The 16107-nt window shown below is 39.9% G+C and carries 14 protein-coding genes; all 14 read left to right on the top strand.

All coding sequences use genetic code 11. The features are described 5' to 3' along the window. Positions 1–2286: selenium-dependent xanthine dehydrogenase (xdh, locus tag Q0507_RS08240; protein ID WP_298714950.1), on the top strand; the 2286-nt coding region annotated here is incomplete at its 5' end. Between the two features lie 146 nt (positions 2287–2432). Then, entirely contained in the window at positions 2433–3818 is a 1386-nt protein-coding gene (locus Q0507_RS08235) for a nucleobase:cation symporter-2 family protein (protein ID WP_298714948.1), read from the top strand. 202 nt (positions 3819–4020) lie between these two features. Continuing rightward, positions 4021–5211 carry a RuBisCO large subunit C-terminal-like domain-containing protein gene (locus tag Q0507_RS08230; RefSeq protein ID WP_298714946.1) on the top strand — a complete coding sequence of 397 codons (1191 nt, stop codon included), beginning with the start codon at positions 4021–4023 and terminating at the stop codon, positions 5209–5211. An 86-nt stretch (positions 5212–5297) separates the two neighbouring features. Continuing rightward, positions 5298–6104 carry an MBL fold metallo-hydrolase gene (locus Q0507_RS08225; protein WP_298714944.1) on the top strand — a complete coding sequence of 269 codons (807 nt, stop codon included), beginning with the start codon at positions 5298–5300 and terminating at the stop codon, positions 6102–6104. Between the two features lie 2 nt (positions 6105–6106). After that, on the top strand, positions 6107–6586 hold the full coding sequence (gene rlmH / locus Q0507_RS08220) for a 23S rRNA (pseudouridine(1915)-N(3))-methyltransferase RlmH (RefSeq protein ID WP_298714942.1): 480 nt from the start codon (positions 6107–6109) through the stop codon (positions 6584–6586). A gap of 111 nt (positions 6587–6697) precedes the next feature. Continuing rightward, positions 6698–7153, top strand: coding sequence for a CBS domain-containing protein (locus Q0507_RS08215; protein WP_298714940.1), 456 nt, complete (start codon positions 6698–6700; stop codon positions 7151–7153). Positions 7154–7316: 163 nt separating this feature from the next. Further along, positions 7317–8621, top strand: coding sequence for a trigger factor (gene tig, locus Q0507_RS08210; RefSeq protein ID WP_298714938.1), 1305 nt, complete (start codon positions 7317–7319; stop codon positions 8619–8621). Positions 8622–8657: 36 nt separating this feature from the next. After that, a complete protein-coding gene (gene clpP, locus Q0507_RS08205; RefSeq protein WP_298714936.1) occupies positions 8658–9251 on the top strand; it encodes an ATP-dependent Clp endopeptidase proteolytic subunit ClpP in 594 nt (197 codons plus the stop codon). A gap of 12 nt (positions 9252–9263) precedes the next feature. Continuing rightward, positions 9264–10517: an ATP-dependent protease ATP-binding subunit ClpX gene (clpX, locus tag Q0507_RS08200; protein WP_298714934.1), complete on the top strand. Its 1254-nt coding sequence runs from the start codon at positions 9264–9266 to the stop codon at positions 10515–10517. A gap of 65 nt (positions 10518–10582) precedes the next feature. After that, on the top strand, positions 10583–12892 hold the full coding sequence (lon, locus tag Q0507_RS08195) for an endopeptidase La (RefSeq protein ID WP_298714932.1): 2310 nt from the start codon (positions 10583–10585) through the stop codon (positions 12890–12892). Then, positions 12892–13590: a ribosome biogenesis GTP-binding protein YihA/YsxC gene (gene yihA / locus Q0507_RS08190; protein WP_298714930.1), complete on the top strand. Its 699-nt coding sequence runs from the start codon at positions 12892–12894 to the stop codon at positions 13588–13590. The genes lon and yihA overlap by 1 nt, the downstream gene beginning before the upstream one ends. Further along, positions 13587–14558: a polyprenyl synthetase family protein gene (locus tag Q0507_RS08185; RefSeq protein ID WP_298714928.1), complete on the top strand. Its 972-nt coding sequence runs from the start codon at positions 13587–13589 to the stop codon at positions 14556–14558. Before yihA ends, Q0507_RS08185 begins: the two co-directional genes overlap by 4 nt. A gap of 1 nt (position 14559) precedes the next feature. Then, complete coding sequence (tatC, locus tag Q0507_RS08180; protein WP_298714926.1) at positions 14560–15450, top strand: twin-arginine translocase subunit TatC; 891 nt, start codon at positions 14560–14562, stop codon at positions 15448–15450. A gap of 20 nt (positions 15451–15470) precedes the next feature. Continuing rightward, a partial coding sequence (locus tag Q0507_RS08175; protein ID WP_298714924.1) for a class I tRNA ligase family protein occupies positions 15471–16107 on the top strand: 637 nt, incomplete at its 3' end.

The following is a 16107-nucleotide window of genomic DNA, read 5'->3' as shown; positions in this document are numbered from 1 at the left end:
TGCGGAGCGGTGCAATGTGGTTTCTGTATACCAGGTATGATTATTAGTGCAAAAGCGTTGATTGATGAAAATAATGACCCTACAACTGATGACGTTAAAAAGGCTATTTTAGGTAATATTTGTCGTTGTACAGGCTATGTAAAGATTGAAGAAGGCATTATGCTAGCTGCAAAAATGATTCGTGAGAACTTACCAGTTCCAGATAAGGATAATAATGCGGCTGTAGGTGCTCGTTTCCATCGTGTCGATGTAGAGGAAAAAGCACTAGGCACAGGTCTATATGCTGACGATATTCATATGGACGGCATGATTTATGCTAAGGCATTGCGCTCTAAATATCCACGTGCCAGAGTCGATCGCGTTGATGTTTCCAAAGCACTTGAACATCCTGCTTGTGTAACAGCTTTAACTGCTGCTGATGTACCATTCAATAAGACTGGTCATTTAGTGCCAGATTGGGATGTATTTATCGCAGAAGGCGATATTACACGTTATGTTGGTGATGCTATTGCACTCGTAGCAACAACTGAAAAGAAATACTTAGATGAAGTGCTTGCACTCGTAGAGGTTGATTATACAGAGTTAGAGCCTATAGTAGATGCACTAGAGGCATTAAAACCTGATGCACCTAAACTACATCCAAATGGAAATATATTGTCTCACCAAACATTATCCCGTGGGGATGTAGATAAAGCGATTGCAGAGGCTGCATTTGTAGTAACAAACCACTACTCTACTCCACAAACGGACCATGCATTTATGGAACCTGAATGTGCTGTAGCATATCGCGAAGGCGATGTGCTTCATCTCCATTCCGGTAGCCAAAATGTTTATGATGATCGCCATGAAGTAGCTCGTATGCTTGGTATTTCAGATGAATCTGTAAAAGTTCATAGTATGCTCGTAGGTGGTGGCTTTGGTGGTAAAGAGGACATGAGTGTGCAACATCATGCTTCTCTTGTGGCTTGGCTTACAGGCAAACCAACTAAGGTTCTCTTCTCCCGTCAAGAAAGTATTAATATTCATACTAAACGCCATGCGATGGAAATGGATGTTACTACGGCTTGTGATGCAGAAGGTAACTTGGTGGCAAGTAAGGTAAAGATTGTATCTAACTGTGGTGCTTATGCATCCTTAGGTGGTCCAGTACTACAACGTGCTGGTACGCATTCTTCTGGTCCTTACCACTTCGATAACTTTGCCTTTGATGGCGTTTGTGTTTATACAAATACGGTTCCTGGTGGTGCATATCGTGGATTCGGTGTAACACAAACTATCTTTGCTCAAGAACAAAACATTGATGAATTAGCCGCGTTGGTAGGCATGGATCCGTGGGAATTCCGTTATAAAAACGTTGTACGCCCAGGAGACTCCTTACCAAATGGGCAAATTTGTTCCGAAGAAACTGCCTTGGCAGAATGTTTGGAAGCGGTAAAAGATGCATACTATGCATCTGATCGCACAGGTCTTGCAGTATGCTTGAAAAACAGTGGTATTGGGGTAGGATTACCTGATACAGGTCGCGTTATTTTAGAAGTACGTGATGGTAAAGTTCATATTCGTACTGGTGCAGCTTGTATCGGTCAAGGTATGGCTACTATGGCGACGCAAGTACTTTGTGAAACAACGGGCTTAACGGCAGATAAAGTATTTGTAGAGCGTCCTGATACGGTACGTACACCAGACTCTGGTACAACCACTGCGTCTCGTCAAACATTATTTACTGGTGAAGCAACGCGTAAAGCAAGTCTTCGCTTAAAAGAAATGTTAGAAACCAAAACATTAGAAGAACTAAATGGTGTAGAAATTTTTGAAGAGTTCCTTGGTGAAACAGATCCATTCAACTCTGATAAACCACATCCAAAAAATCACGTTGCCTATGGCTATGGTGCTTGTGTAGCGACAATCGGAGAAGATAATAAAATCGCTAATTTACATGTAGCATATGATGTAGGACGCGTAGTTAACCCACAATCCTGTTCTGGTCAAGCCGAAGGCGGCGCGATTATGGGGATGGGCTTTGCTGTAACAGAAGACTTCCCTTATAAAGATGGCTATGTAACAGCTAAATATGGTACTTTAGGTCTTCTTAGATCAACACAATGTCCACCAATTCATGTAAGTTTGATTGAAAAGGGGACACCAGATCAATATGCATACGGCGCTAAAGGTATTGGTGAAATTTCTAGTATTCCAATTGCACCAGCTATTGCAAATGCATATCGTCGTATCGACGGAGAACCACGTAGGTCCTTGCCGATTCAACATACAGGTTATAAAAAATAGAATATTTGCTTAATGGGTAGGGGCGTTTGCCCCTAGCCATCAAGGTTCCCACGTGAAGTCGATGAGATTTCTAAACTCTATCATGTACGATAGTATGACTATATTATTTAACTAGTAACTAAAACGTAAGATATGAGGTGATTCTTATGAGTAAAGGTGTATCTGGTGTCGACCATGTAGATGGTATGCTGCCAATTCCGCAATTATTTGCTTATGGTTTGCAGCACGTATTAGCTATGTATGCTGGTGCGGTTGCAGTACCAATCATCATCGCACAAGCGATGAACTTACCTATTGAAGACTTGATTCGTTTGATTACGGCCGACTTGTTTACATGTGGTGTTGCTACATTAATTCAAACATTGGGGTTTGGCCCTATCGGTGGTCGTATTCCTCTTATTCAAGGTGTAACATTTGCTTCTGTAGGCCCAATGATTATGATTGGTCAGCAGCATGATATTACAACTATCTATGGTGCGATTATTATAGCCGGTCTCTTTACATTCCTTGTGGCTCCATTCTTTAGCCGTTTAATTCGTCTATTCCCGCCTGTAGTAACAGGTACTATCATTACTATTATTGGTATCAATTTAATGCCAGTAGCAGTTAAATGGATGGGCGGCGGTGCAGGTAATCCGAACTTTGGTGATCCTCTAAATATTGCTCTTGGTGTAGCTACATTTATTCTTGTTATTGTAACCTATCGATTTGGTAAAGGATTCATTGGTAATCTAGCAATCTTAGTAGGTCTTATTCTTGGCACAGCTATTGCTATGATTTGTGGTATTACTGACTTCTCCGAAGTAGGGCGTTCCCAGTGGATATCCATTGTAACACCATTTTACTTTGGTCTTCCAACTTTTGACTTTGCTTCTATCATTTCTATGATCATTGTAATGCTCGTAGTTATGGTTGAAACAACTGGTGATAGTATTGCTGTAGGCGAAATCGTTGATAAACCTATCGGTCAAAAAGAGTTGGCTGCAGTACTTCGTGCTGATGGCTTATCTACTCTTATCGGTGGTATTCTTAACAGCTTCCCTTACACAGCATTCGCTCAAAACGTAGGCCTTATCGCGGTAACACGCGTAAAGAGTCGCTTCGTTGTAGCAGCATCTGGTGTTATTCTTATTTTATTAGGTCTTTTCCCTAAATTAGCAGCTATCGTAGCTTGTATTCCAAACGCCGTATTAGGCGGTGCAGGGATTGCCATGTTCGGTATGATTATTGCCAGTGGCATTCGTTCCCTTGGTAAGGTTAGCTTCGATGGTAACTATAACTTGATGCTTGTGGCGATTAGTATTGGGGTATCTATGATTCCTCTAGCTGCGCCTAACTTCTACGCACATTTCCCAGATTGGGCTCAAATTCTTTTGAAATCCGGTATCACAGCAGGTAGTATCATTGCCGTTCTTCTAAATGTTATATTTAACGGCTTCGGTTACAAAACTGTTAACGAACCTAATCGTGCGACTCGTAAATATCGTCACTTCACACGATTCAAAGGTTATCCTAAACATTTCTACCAATAAGATATAGTTAGATGAGTTTACTCTCATACGATTACATGTATGGTCTCTTAGTAGAAACCTTGTTTGTATAGGTAAAATATCTATGTACATGTTTTCGCTCTTTTAAAAGGCATCACTCTAGTTTAGAGTGATGCCTTTTTGTGTGGAATCGTGTACCACTTTGGTATATAATTAAATAATATTATTGCAAAGGAGACGCATTATGAAAGACGAGCGATTTATAGTTACATATAGAATAGAAGCGAGTACATATGAAGAAGCAAAATCAATTGCTTGGGCGGTTCAAGTAGAGCAAACCATAGAATTTCCTTATGAGTTTGTAACAGATCCATATATCAAAGAAACCGTAACTGGTCGATTGGAATCTATTGACCCTATGCCAAAAGATTCTACATATGCCAATGTAGGCGTAATGCCAAATACTGTAATTGATGCCTCTCGTTATTATTTGGCTCGTATTTCATATCACGTAGATACTACGGCCTTAGAGGCCACACAATTTTTAAATGTTATTTTTGGCAATTCTTCGTTACAGCCACATATTTGGGTTGTGGATATTGAACTATGTCCAACACTTAACGATGTGTTTAAGGGCCCACAATTTGGCTTACAAGGAATTCGTCGTTTAGTGGAAACTCCGACGCGCCCAATGATTCAAGCCGTTGTAAAGCCGATGGGAACACCAAACGAGGAATTGGCTCGCATGTGTGGTGCTTATACACGCGGTGGGGCAGACGTCATAAAGGATGATCATGGTATTTCTAATCAGTCATTCTCTCAATATAAAGATCGCGTAAAACAATGTGCTGCTATGGTACAAGAAATGAATGCTACACATGGTACACATACTTTGTATGCAGCAAATGTATCTGGTGATGGTACAGAGGTATTAGAACGCGCTTATTTTGCTAAAGAGGCTGGTGCTACAGCCCTTATGGTGGCCTCAGGCCTCGTTGGTTTTGGTTGGTTACACAAATTAGCTACTGATGAGAAATTACGATTGCCTATTATTCATCATCCAGCTTACTCTGGTGGATTTGTAAGTCCTGGTGTATCTGGTGTAGCCGATTATTTACAACTAGGTCTCTTGCCTCGTATCTTTGGGGCCGATATGCCAATCTTCGTATCTTATGGTGGACGCTTTACTTTTACAGAGGAACAATGCAAGAGAATTTCCTCTTACATTAAACGACCAATAGGTTTGATGAAAGCAGCTTGCCCAGCACCGGGTGGTGGCGTTACAGATGCTCGACTCAATGAACTTGTTGCGTTGTACGGCAATGATACAATGTTCCTCGTTGGTGGAGACATGTTCCGCAGAGGTCCGGACATTGAATCTAATATGGCATACTTTGTGGAACGACTAAGTGAATTGTCCGAAAATAGAGCATAAGGAGTTCTATTTGTTGATGGATATTGACTTTCACAGTAAATAATAATTATGAACAAATTTTATGATTTAATATATGGAGTGTTTTGATGAGTGAATCCTCGCCGTTGGAGGTCCATGTCCTTGCCAGTGGTAGCAAGGGCAATTGTACAGTGATAAAAAAAGGGAACTCCGTCATATTGCACGATGTAGGCATTAGTTGTCGGCGCATCGTCAATGGGTTAAAAGAATTGCATATAGATATGGCACAGGTAGAGGGCATATTTGTCAGTCATGAACATAGTGATCATATTGCGGGACTACAACAATTACTAAAACGATTTGATATTCCTGTGTATACGAAGCAGGGCACCTGGCGTGAAATCCAAGATAAGTTAATCGTACCAAAGAGTCGATTAATCGAGCTTACAAAGGGTAGTTTAACGTTGGGAAGCCTTATAGTAGAACCTTTTTCGGTAAGTCATGATGCGGCTGATCCAATTGGCATAAATGTGTTTGCTGGGAACGATAAGGCAACTGTTGTTACTGATACAGGCGTGATTTCAGATGATATTTTACGTAGAATTGATGATACGACTCTGTTAGTGCTAGAGGCGAATTATGATCCTCATATGTTGCGATTCGGACCATATCAGCCGTTTTTGAAACAAAGGGTGGTTAGTGATGAAGGCCATTTGAGTAATGAAATGGCAGCGCAAGCACTGCTCATGATGAAACGTCCTGATTTTATGCAAGTTATATTGGCCCATCGTTCTGAAAATAATAATAATGTTGTCCTCGTTACTCAAACCATTGGCAAAATGCTTGTTGATGGTGGTGTTCGTATTGGACCTGAAATGAAGTTACAACATGGTCAGCCTAATGAAATTGTGTCCATCCAATCTGTGGAGAGGTAAAAATGAGATTTTATGTAGTCTGTATCGGCAAATTGAAGGATGCTTATTTACGTGAGGGCGTAGCAGAGTTTGTGAAACGTATGCGCCCCTATGGTGGCATTACAATTACAGAGCTGAATGAAAGTAAAATTGGAGATAAGCCGAGTGATGCGGATCGCAAACAAGTCGTTGCAGAAGAAGGAGACCGTTTATTAAAAGCGGTCCCTAAAAATGCGTATACCGTATTACTTGACGTGTACGGCAAAACGATGTCCTCTGAAGAACTCGCTAAGACGGTATCTAAGCTTGAGGTGGATGGTGTTAGCGATATGGCTTTCATTATTGGTGGTGCCTTTGGGGTGAGTGATACATTACGTCAGGCTGCAAATTATAAATTATCTTTTAGCCCTATGACTTTTACTCATCAAATGGTTCGATTGCTACTTGTAGAACAAATTTATCGAGCATCAAAAATCAATCGTAATGAACCTTATCATTGGTAGAAGACGTAGACTTAAAAATTATTTGTATAATACTTTCAGAAAAAAGGAGTTTTATTATACTGTGGCGAATAGTATAATAAAGCAAGATGTATTTGTAAGGAGGAATTCACTATGAAGATCCAAGAAGTAATGAATAAATACCCTGTTACTGTTGGCAAAGATGCGCCGATTTCTGATGTGGCTGATTTATTGGTTAAATATAATTTAACAGCCGTGTCCGTAGTGGATGATAATAATAAGTTGTTAGGTATTATCTCTGAAGGTGATTTACTTTATAAAAAAGTACGTCCTCATGTGCCTCACTATGTTAATGTATTAGGCGCTAGCATCTATTACAATGGCATCGGTGAGTATAATGCGCAGTTCAAAAAATTATTGGCATCTCATGTTCATGAGTTGATGACCGATGAAGTGATTACAACTACACCGGATAAAGATGTAGAAGAAATTGTATCGGTTATGCTTGATCAACATTTGAAAAATATACCTGTTGTAGATAAGGAGTACCGCTTAATCGGTATTTTGTCTCGTCGTGACATTATCAAGTTGATTGCTAAAGATAACTAATTAGCATAATTATGTAAAATGTGTAAAGACCACCCATTTTGGGGTGGTCTTTTAGTGTAAATTGAGAAGAATTGCATTGACCTTGCATTTATGTTATTATTAGGAGTGCATAATATACTACAGAAATTTGGGCAGATTGCCCTTTGAGGAGGACATATTTTAAATGAAAGCAACTGTAAATCCTGTTGATCAACACGTAGTAACGTTCACTATTGAAGTACCTGCTGCAGAAGTAGATAAAGGCATTAAACAAGCTGTAAAACGCATTGCAGGTCAAGTAAACATTCCTGGCTTCCGTAAGGGCCATGCGCCTCGCCGTATTTTAGAAATGAACTTCGGCAAAGAAGCTATCTTGGAAGAAGCATTTGAAGTATTGGCTAGCCAAAACTACACTGCTGCACTTCGTGAAAACGATATCGTTCCTGTATCTGAACCAGAAATCGAACGCGAACAATTCGAAGAAGGTAAAGACTTGATTTTCAAAGCAACTGTAACTAAACGCCCTGAAGTTAAACTTGGCGATTACAAAGGCTTAGAAGCAGAAAAACAAGATGCTACAGTATCTGATGAACAAATTGAAGAACAGTTGAACAATATTCGTGAACAACAAGCGAAAATGGTTGTTGCTGAAGAAGGCGCTACAATCCAAAAAGACGACTTCGCAGTAATCGACTTCGCTGGTTCTGTTGATGGTAAACCATTTGATGGTGGTGAAGGTAAGTCCTACCCATTACAAATCGGTTCTGGTAGCTTCATTCCTGGCTTTGAAGATCAATTAATCGGCGCTAAAGCTGGCGATGATGTAACTGTAAAAGTAACATTCCCTGAAGACTACTTCGTAGCAGAACTTGCTGGTAAGGAAGCAGAATTCAAAACTCATATCCATGATATTAAACGTAAAGAATTGCCTGAATTGAATGATGAATTCGCAAAAGAAGCAAGCTCTTACGAAACTATTGAAGAATTGAAAAAAGATCTTCGCACTAAAATGGAAGAAGAAGCTTCCCGTCGTGCAATCGATACTTACAATGCTGACTTGATTCAAACAGCTGTTAAAAATGCAACTGTAGAAATCCCAGAAGTGATGATCGAAGATCGCGTAGAACAAATGATTCAAGAATTGGCTATGAACATGGAAGGCCGTGGCTTGAAACTTGATGACTACTTGAAATTCTCCAACAAAACAATTGAAGATTTACGCTCTGAATACAAAGATTCTGCAGCTGAGAACGTTCGTGCTGATTTAGTATTGGACGCTATCGCAACTGCTGAAGGCATCGAAGTAACTCCAGATGACATGAATCGTGAAATCTTCGTTATGGCTCAAAACTTTGGGGCAGATCCTAAAGAAGTTTGGGATATTATTGCAAAAGAAGGTCGTGTAGCTATGTTGGCAGGCTCTGTAGCTCGCAAAAAAGCAGCTCGATTCATTATTGATAATGCAAAAGGCGCTGAAGCGGCTGAATAATAGTTTGCTCAACTAGGTACATGAAAAGGTGATTACATGTATGTACCAATCGTAGTTGAACAAGGTGAACGCGGAGAGCGTTCCTATGATATTTACTCTCGCTTGTTAAAGGATCGCATTATTTTCCTTGGGGGTCCCATCGATGATAGTGTGGCAAATGCGGTTATTGCGCAAATGTTATTCCTAGAAGCAGAGGATCCTGATAAGGATATTCATTTGTACATCAATAGCCCCGGCGGTGTTGTAACTGCCGGTATGGCTATTTATGATACGATGCAATATATCAAACCAGATGTGTCTACTATTTGTGTAGGCTCTGCGGCGAGCATGGGTGCTGTGCTTTTAACAGCTGGCACTAAAGGTAAACGTTATGCGTTGCCTCATGCACGTATTATGATTCACCAACCATTAGGTGGTGTACAAGGGCAAGCATCTGAAATTGAAATCCATGCCCGTGAGATTCTTCGCATGCGTGAAGAGTTAAATGGTATCTTAGCTTCTCGCAGTGGACAAGATATTGAAGTAGTAGCTCGCGATACAGATCGTGATAACTTCATGAGTGCTCAGGATGCCGTTGAATACGGCTTAATCGATGAGGTACTCACAAGAGAACCTGTAGAAAGCAAGTAATGGAGGCGCCCCTTGGCAAAAGATAAAGACACTATGCGCTGCAGTTTTTGTGGACGCACAAGCGAAGAAGTCCGCAAATTAGTGGCGGGTCCTAACGTATATATTTGTGATGAATGCGTTGAAGTTTGTGAACGTATTATTGCGGATGAGTTAGGTGCTGTTGAGACGGACGACTTCAATTTAAAAGAATTGCCAACGCCTAGAGATATTAAAGCTCATCTTGACGAATATGTTATTGGTCAAGATGATGCTAAAATCTCTTTAGCTGTGGCTGTATATAATCACTACAAACGCTTACAAACAGATAATGTAGTAGATGATGTGGAATTACAAAAGGCTAATGTATTGTTCATTGGTCCTACTGGTAGTGGTAAAACACTATTGGCTCAAACCTTAGCGAAAATGCTAGAAGTACCATTTGCTATTGCAGATGCTACAAGCTTAACTGAGGCTGGCTATGTTGGGGAAGATGTAGAAAACATCTTGCTCAAAATTATCCAGGCTGCGGATTATGATATAGCTCGGGCTGAACGTGGCATTATCTATATCGATGAAATCGATAAGATTGCTCGTAAGTCTGAAAACCCTTCCATTACACGTGATGTGTCTGGTGAAGGCGTACAACAAGCATTGCTTAAAATCTTAGAAGGTACCGTTGCTTCTGTTCCTCCTCAAGGTGGTAGAAAGCATCCTAATCAAGAAATGCTTCAAATCGATACTACAAATATTCTCTTTATTTGTGGTGGTGCATTTGATGGTATGGACAAGGTTATTACTAAACGTACCGCTAAGAAAACTCTTGGTTTTGGTGCAGATGTACAACGTAAAGAAGAACGTAATGTATCGGCTATCTTAAAAGATGTTGTACCTGAAGATTTATTAAAATTTGGTTTAATCCCTGAATTTATTGGTCGTTTACCAGTAATGGTAACATTAGATCAGTTAGACAGAGATGCGTTAATTCAAATTTTGACAAAGCCTAAAAATGCATTAACAAAACAATATGAAAAAATTCTATGCCTTGATGGTGTAGAATTAACTTTCACTGAAGATGCATTAGAAGAAATCGCTGATGAAGCATTACAGCGAAAAACAGGTGCTCGTGGTTTGCGTGCTATCATTGAAAAGGTGATGAAACGCGTTATGTTCGAAGTTCCTTCCATGCCGGAAGTAACTAAGTGCATTGTGAATCGTGAATCCGTATTAAGCACAGGTGAACCTATACTCAAAAATGAGGCAGACCAAGACATCCAGTTGAAATCGTAATTCGAAGAAACTCATTTCTGTGTAGGAATGAGTTTCTTTTCATAATATATATACCTGGAGGAAGTATGAATTTACTCGAAATTGGGATTCCTACCGTACCTCTTAGAGGCATGGTTGTATACCCGAATATCGTGATTCACCTCGATATCGGTCGAGACAAATCCATTAAAGCGGTAGAAGCCGCGATGAACGAGGATCGCATTTTAGCAGTTGTAACTCAAAAGGATGACAATGTAGATGCACCAACAGTTCATGATTTAGCCCAAATGGGCACATTAGTAAAAATCAAACAAATGTTACGCTTACCAGGTGGTATTGTACGTGTTCTTGTAGAGGGTATTACACGTATTCGCGTAATGAATATTACAAGTATGGATCCGCACTATGTAGGGGACTATGAACGTGTAGCTTCCGAGTTTGAAGATGATGTAGAGCTTGAAGCTTACCGTCGTTTGGTTCAGTCTAAATTCGGGGAATGGGCAGAAGAAGCTAAATCTGTTACAGATGAAGGTGTAACACGCGTTATGGAATTGCGTGACCCATGTGAATTAGCGGACCAAGTTGCATTTTTATTGCCTATTAGTAACTTGAAACGCCAAGAGCTACTTGAAGAATTATCAGTAGCTCGTCGTCTTAATATGATTGTAGGCATCTTAAATATGGAGTTACAAATTTCTGATTTGGAAAATTCCATCAATAACCAAGTGCGTCAATCCATGGAAAAAGCGCAGAAGGAATATTTCTTGCGCGAAAAAATCCGCATTATCCATGATGAATTGGGTGATAAAGGTGATCCAGAGGAAGAGGCCGAAGAGTTACGAGTTAAATTAAAAGCTCTTAATCTAAGTGAAGACGTGCATACTCGTATTGATAAAGAAATTTCCCGTTATAGTCGCATGCCTCAATTGATGCCTGAAGCGACGATTTTGCGCAACTACCTTGACTGGGTGTTGGGCTTACCGTGGAACGAATTAACGGAAGACCGACTAGATATCAAGGAAGCTCATGCTATGCTCGAGGCTGATCACTATGGTCTTGAAAAGGTTAAGAAACGTATTTTAGAATTCTTAGCTGTTCGTAAGTTAACGGGTAAAAACAGTGGTTCCATTCTTTGCTTAGTAGGACCGCCAGGTGTTGGTAAAACATCTTTGGCTACATCTATTGCTAAAGCAATGAACCGTAAGTTTATCCGTGCATCTTTGGGCGGTGTTCGCGATGAAGCTGAAATTCGCGGTCATCGACGTACTTACATTGGGGCCTTGCCTGGTCGTATGATTCAAGGTCTGAAAAATGTAGGCACTAAGAATCCTGTATTCTTGTTGGATGAAATTGATAAATTGGCTTCTGATTATAAAGGCGATCCATCCTCAGCATTATTAGAGGTATTGGATCCTGAACAAAATAGTACATTTAGTGATCACTTCATCGAAGTACCGTTTGATTTCTCCGAAGTATTCTGGATTACTACGGCTAATATAGCATCTAATATCCCTGGTCCATTATTAGATCGCATGGAAATTATTGAGTTATCCAGCTATATGGAAGAAGAAAAGCTAGAAATTGCTAAGCGTTACTTAACACCTAAGCAGATTAAGAAAAATGGCCTTCAAGATTATAAGGTTAAATTATCTGATGCTGTGTTGAGAAAGGTGATTTCCGAATATACTCGGGAAGCAGGCGTACGTACCTTAGAAAAAACAATAGCCAAGATTTGTCGTAAGATTGCTTTCAAAGTAGTTGAAGAAGGCGGAGATGCACCAAAAGTTACTACTAAGAATCTTCACGAATTCTTAGGTGCGCCGATTTTTGTTGACCAAGAGCGCGAAAAGAAATCTCAAGTTGGCTATGTAAATGGACTAGCTTGGACCTCTGTTGGCGGGGTAGTATTACCATGTGAAGCTACGACTATGAATGGTACTGGTAAATTGGCTTTGACTGGTAGCCTTGGCAAGGTTATGCAAGAGTCTGGTCAAGCTGCTATGAGCTATATTCGCCATAATGCAAAAACATTAAAAATCGAAGAAGATTTTTATAAGAAACTCGATATTCACGTTCACTTGCCAGAAGGGGCAACGCCTAAAGATGGTCCTTCCGCAGGTATTACAATGACATTAGCTATGGTATCTATTTTGACTAACCGCAAGGTTCGTTCCGATATTGCTATGACTGGTGAAATTACATTGCGTGGCCGCGTATTGCCAATAGGCGGTTTAAAAGAAAAATTATTAGCAGCCTTGTCTCATGGCATTAAGGAAGTGCTGATTCCAAAAGGCAATGAAAAGGATATTGCAGAATTACCTGACATTGTAAAAGAAGGTCTCATCATTACGCCGGTTAAGACAATGGATGAAGTATTAGCAAAGGCGCTTGTGTAATGCAAAAAAAGAAAAAATCCACTAAACAAATGGGCCCAAAACCACAATATACACGAAAAGAACCGAAGGGGCCTCGTATTATAGCAGCAAAATATAATACCTCCTGTGTGAAGGCGGACCAATATCCTGAAGGGGATACAGTGGAAATCGCTTTCCTAGGACGCTCTAATGTGGGCAAGTCTTCGTTGATTAACTCTTTGTGTAATTATCGTGGGTTAGCCCTCGTTAGTGGTCAGCCAGGTAAGACTAAAACGATAAACTATTTTGATATTGAATCAAAAGAGGATATTTCTGAAACAGAGGAACGCAGATACAATTGGTTTCTCGTTGACCTTCCTGGTTATGGTTTTGCAAAGACAAATAAAGGAAACCGCAATTTGTGGTCTTCCTTTATTGCCGATTATATTTTACATTCTGAACGATTGATGTTGTTATGCCTGCTTATCGATGGTCGTCATCCAGAGATGCCTATTGATAAGGTGGCCTTTGATTGGCTCGTCGAAGCTGGTGTGCCATTACAAATCGTAGTGACTAAAGCTGATAAATTGACGGCTAAAGAAAAGTCTGCAAACCTGGCTATTATTAAAGAAATGTATCCAACGGCTACACCGCCGATTTTGTACAGTTCTTTAAAACATACTGGCAGAGAACTTTTACAACAACGAATTAATAAGGTTTTAGTAGGAGATGAAGCATGAGTCAAACCAACGAATTAGAGATTATGGAACGCATTGCTCTAGATTTAGAGAGTGTCGAAGAGTCTCTTGCATCATCTTTTAATACAGGTGCAGAGGACTTCAATGCACTGATTAGGCCATTATCGGCAGCAGGTGGTAAGCGTTTACGTGCTCAACTGTGCCTATTGATTGCTAATGCAGGTCAATCAATAGAGCGTCAACGTATTAAAATTGCTGAGGCCGTTGAAATGCTTCATTTAGCAACACTTATTCATGACGATGTATTAGATCAAGCTGAGATTCGTCGTGGTGAAGATACCATTCATATGCATAAAGGAAATAAAGTAGCTATTCTCAGTGGTGATTACTTGTTTGCCAAAGCATTCAAAATTGTGTCTGAAATGACTAATATGAAGTATCTTCAAGTATTCTCTCATATCATTACCTGTCTTGTAGAAGGCGAGTTTATGCAAATGGAAGACGTATATCGCATCGATCAAGGAATAGAACGCTATATGACAAAGACTCAAAAGAAAACGGCAGACTTTATGGAGGGATGCATGGAGCTTGGTGGTCTTTTAGGCGATTGGCATGAATCTGAAATCATAGAATTGAAAAAATATGGTCATGCATTAGGTATGGCATTCCAAATCACAGATGATATCATGGATTATCGTGAAACAGCAGAGACGACAGGAAAACCTGTAGGGAATGACCTTCGAGAAGGGTTGTTGACGTATCCGTTATTAAGCATCGTTAACGATGATAATAAAGATAAATTGCTTGAAGATATTAAAGGCTTAAACAATGGTGGTAATGAGCAAGACATTATCGACTATGTTATTGCTCAAGGCGGTATCGACAATACATTAGCTGTAGCTGATAAATATTGCAAAGATGCTCTGGCTGCACTCGCTACAGTGCGTGATTTTCCAGGGAAAGAATTCCTTGTGATGGCTGTAGAAAATCTAGCTGATAGAAAGGTATAATATGGAACCGTTCGAACCAAAACCGGATTTCGAATATCCCATGCAAAAACCTTCTTTTGATAGTGTAGTTCGTCAAAGACGGCGTGAAGCAGAGCAAAAGGCTGAACAAGAACGATATAAGGTGGCAAATCTACGCATTCCTGAGGAAACGGAAAATGAGCCTATTTATACTGAAATGGAACAGAAGATGATGGATGAGGCGAGGGAATTATCCCTTGTAGGACATCTTTCAGAACTGCGAAAACGACTGATTATAATGGCTGTAGCGGTTATAGTAGGAACTTGTATTTCTTATTATTATGTAGACTTATTATTGGAAATACTTTTAAAACCAGCTGGCAAGCTGTATTATATGAGACCTACTGAGGCGTTCTTTACGTATATGAAAGTATCTGTAGTAGGAGGCCTCATCATAGCAGCTCCCATTATATTGCATCAGATTTGGCTATTTGTTAAGCCTGCACTGACTGCGCGAGAAAAGCAGCTATCTAATTGGATTTTACCAGTTGCGATTGGTCTATTCGGAATAGGTATTGTATTTTCTTATTTTTTCGTATTGCCTGCAGCAGTGAAGTTCTTTATGGGCTTTGCTACAGACGAATTACAACCGATGTTTTCCATCGGTCAGTATATGGACTTTGTATTATCCTTTGTACTGCCCTTTGGATTTATCTTTGAACTGCCGTTGATCTTAATTATTTTGGGATATTTCAACTTAATTACATCACGCTTTTTAAAAACGAAGCGAAAGATATTTATTCTTATATCCTTTATCATAGGTGCTGTCATTTCACCTACACCAGATATGTTTTCTCAAACGATGATTGCATTACCTATGATATTGCTATATGAAACAAGCCTATTTGTATTGGCTAAGATTATGAAGCGCTAAGGAGTATTTTAGGAGGAACGATGAAAACCTACGAAAATTTAACCACATATAATCCTGGTGAAATAGAAGGAAAATGGTATTCTTATTGGGAAAATCAAGGATACTTTCACGAAGAAGTAGACACAAATAAAGAGCCATTTAGTATCGTATTACCTCCTCCTAACGTAACTGGCATGTTGCATATGGGGCATGCCCTTGATAATACATTACAAGACATCCTCATTCGTTTCAAACGTATGCAAGGCTATAATGTGTTGTGGATGCCAGGTACAGACCATGCTGGTATTGCTACTCAAATTAAAGTAGAGGAAATGCTCGCTAAAGAAGAGGGTAAATCTCGCTATGATTTAGGCCGTGAAAAATTCGTAGAGTGCGTGTGGGAATGGAAAAAAGAATACGGTGATACCATCGTAAAACAAATCCGTAGCCTTGGCGCATCTTGTGACTGGACCCGTGAGCGCTTTACTTTGGATGACGGTTACTACCATGCAGTGCGGGAAGTATTCGTAAAACTATACGAAAAAGGTTTAATCTATCGTGGTGAACGCATTATCAACTGGTGTCCTCGTTGTGCAACCGCTTTATCTGATGTAGAAGTTGAACATGAAGACGAACATGGCCATTTATGGCATATTAAATATCCTGTAAAAGGTGAAG

The organism is uncultured Veillonella sp., from assembly GCF_938010505.1.
Classification (GTDB): domain Bacteria; phylum Bacillota; class Negativicutes; order Veillonellales; family Veillonellaceae; genus Veillonella.
The sequence above is the reverse complement of the archived record's forward strand: the minus strand, read 5'-3'. Positions and strand labels throughout refer to the sequence as shown.

What these genes read in the sequence shown, in the direction of transcription:
- Q0507_RS08235 (WP_298714948.1), top strand. Translation starts at nt 2,433, where the DNA reads ATGAGTAAAGGTGTATCTGGTGTCGACCATGTAGATGGTATGCTGCCA.
- Q0507_RS08230 (WP_298714946.1), top strand. Translation starts at nt 4,021, where the DNA reads ATGAAAGACGAGCGATTTATAGTTACATATAGAATAGAAGCGAGTACA.
- Q0507_RS08225 (WP_298714944.1), top strand. Translation starts at nt 5,298, where the DNA reads ATGAGTGAATCCTCGCCGTTGGAGGTCCATGTCCTTGCCAGTGGTAGC.
- rlmH (WP_298714942.1), top strand. Translation starts at nt 6,107, where the DNA reads ATGAGATTTTATGTAGTCTGTATCGGCAAATTGAAGGATGCTTATTTA.
- Q0507_RS08215 (WP_298714940.1), top strand. Translation starts at nt 6,698, where the DNA reads ATGAAGATCCAAGAAGTAATGAATAAATACCCTGTTACTGTTGGCAAA.
- tig (WP_298714938.1), top strand. Translation starts at nt 7,317, where the DNA reads ATGAAAGCAACTGTAAATCCTGTTGATCAACACGTAGTAACGTTCACT.
- clpP (WP_298714936.1), top strand. Translation starts at nt 8,658, where the DNA reads ATGTATGTACCAATCGTAGTTGAACAAGGTGAACGCGGAGAGCGTTCC.
- lon (WP_298714932.1), top strand. Translation starts at nt 10,583, where the DNA reads ATGAATTTACTCGAAATTGGGATTCCTACCGTACCTCTTAGAGGCATG.
- yihA (WP_298714930.1), top strand. Translation starts at nt 12,892, where the DNA reads ATGCAAAAAAAGAAAAAATCCACTAAACAAATGGGCCCAAAACCACAA.
- Q0507_RS08185 (WP_298714928.1), top strand. Translation starts at nt 13,587, where the DNA reads ATGAGTCAAACCAACGAATTAGAGATTATGGAACGCATTGCTCTAGAT.
- tatC (WP_298714926.1), top strand. Translation starts at nt 14,560, where the DNA reads ATGGAACCGTTCGAACCAAAACCGGATTTCGAATATCCCATGCAAAAA.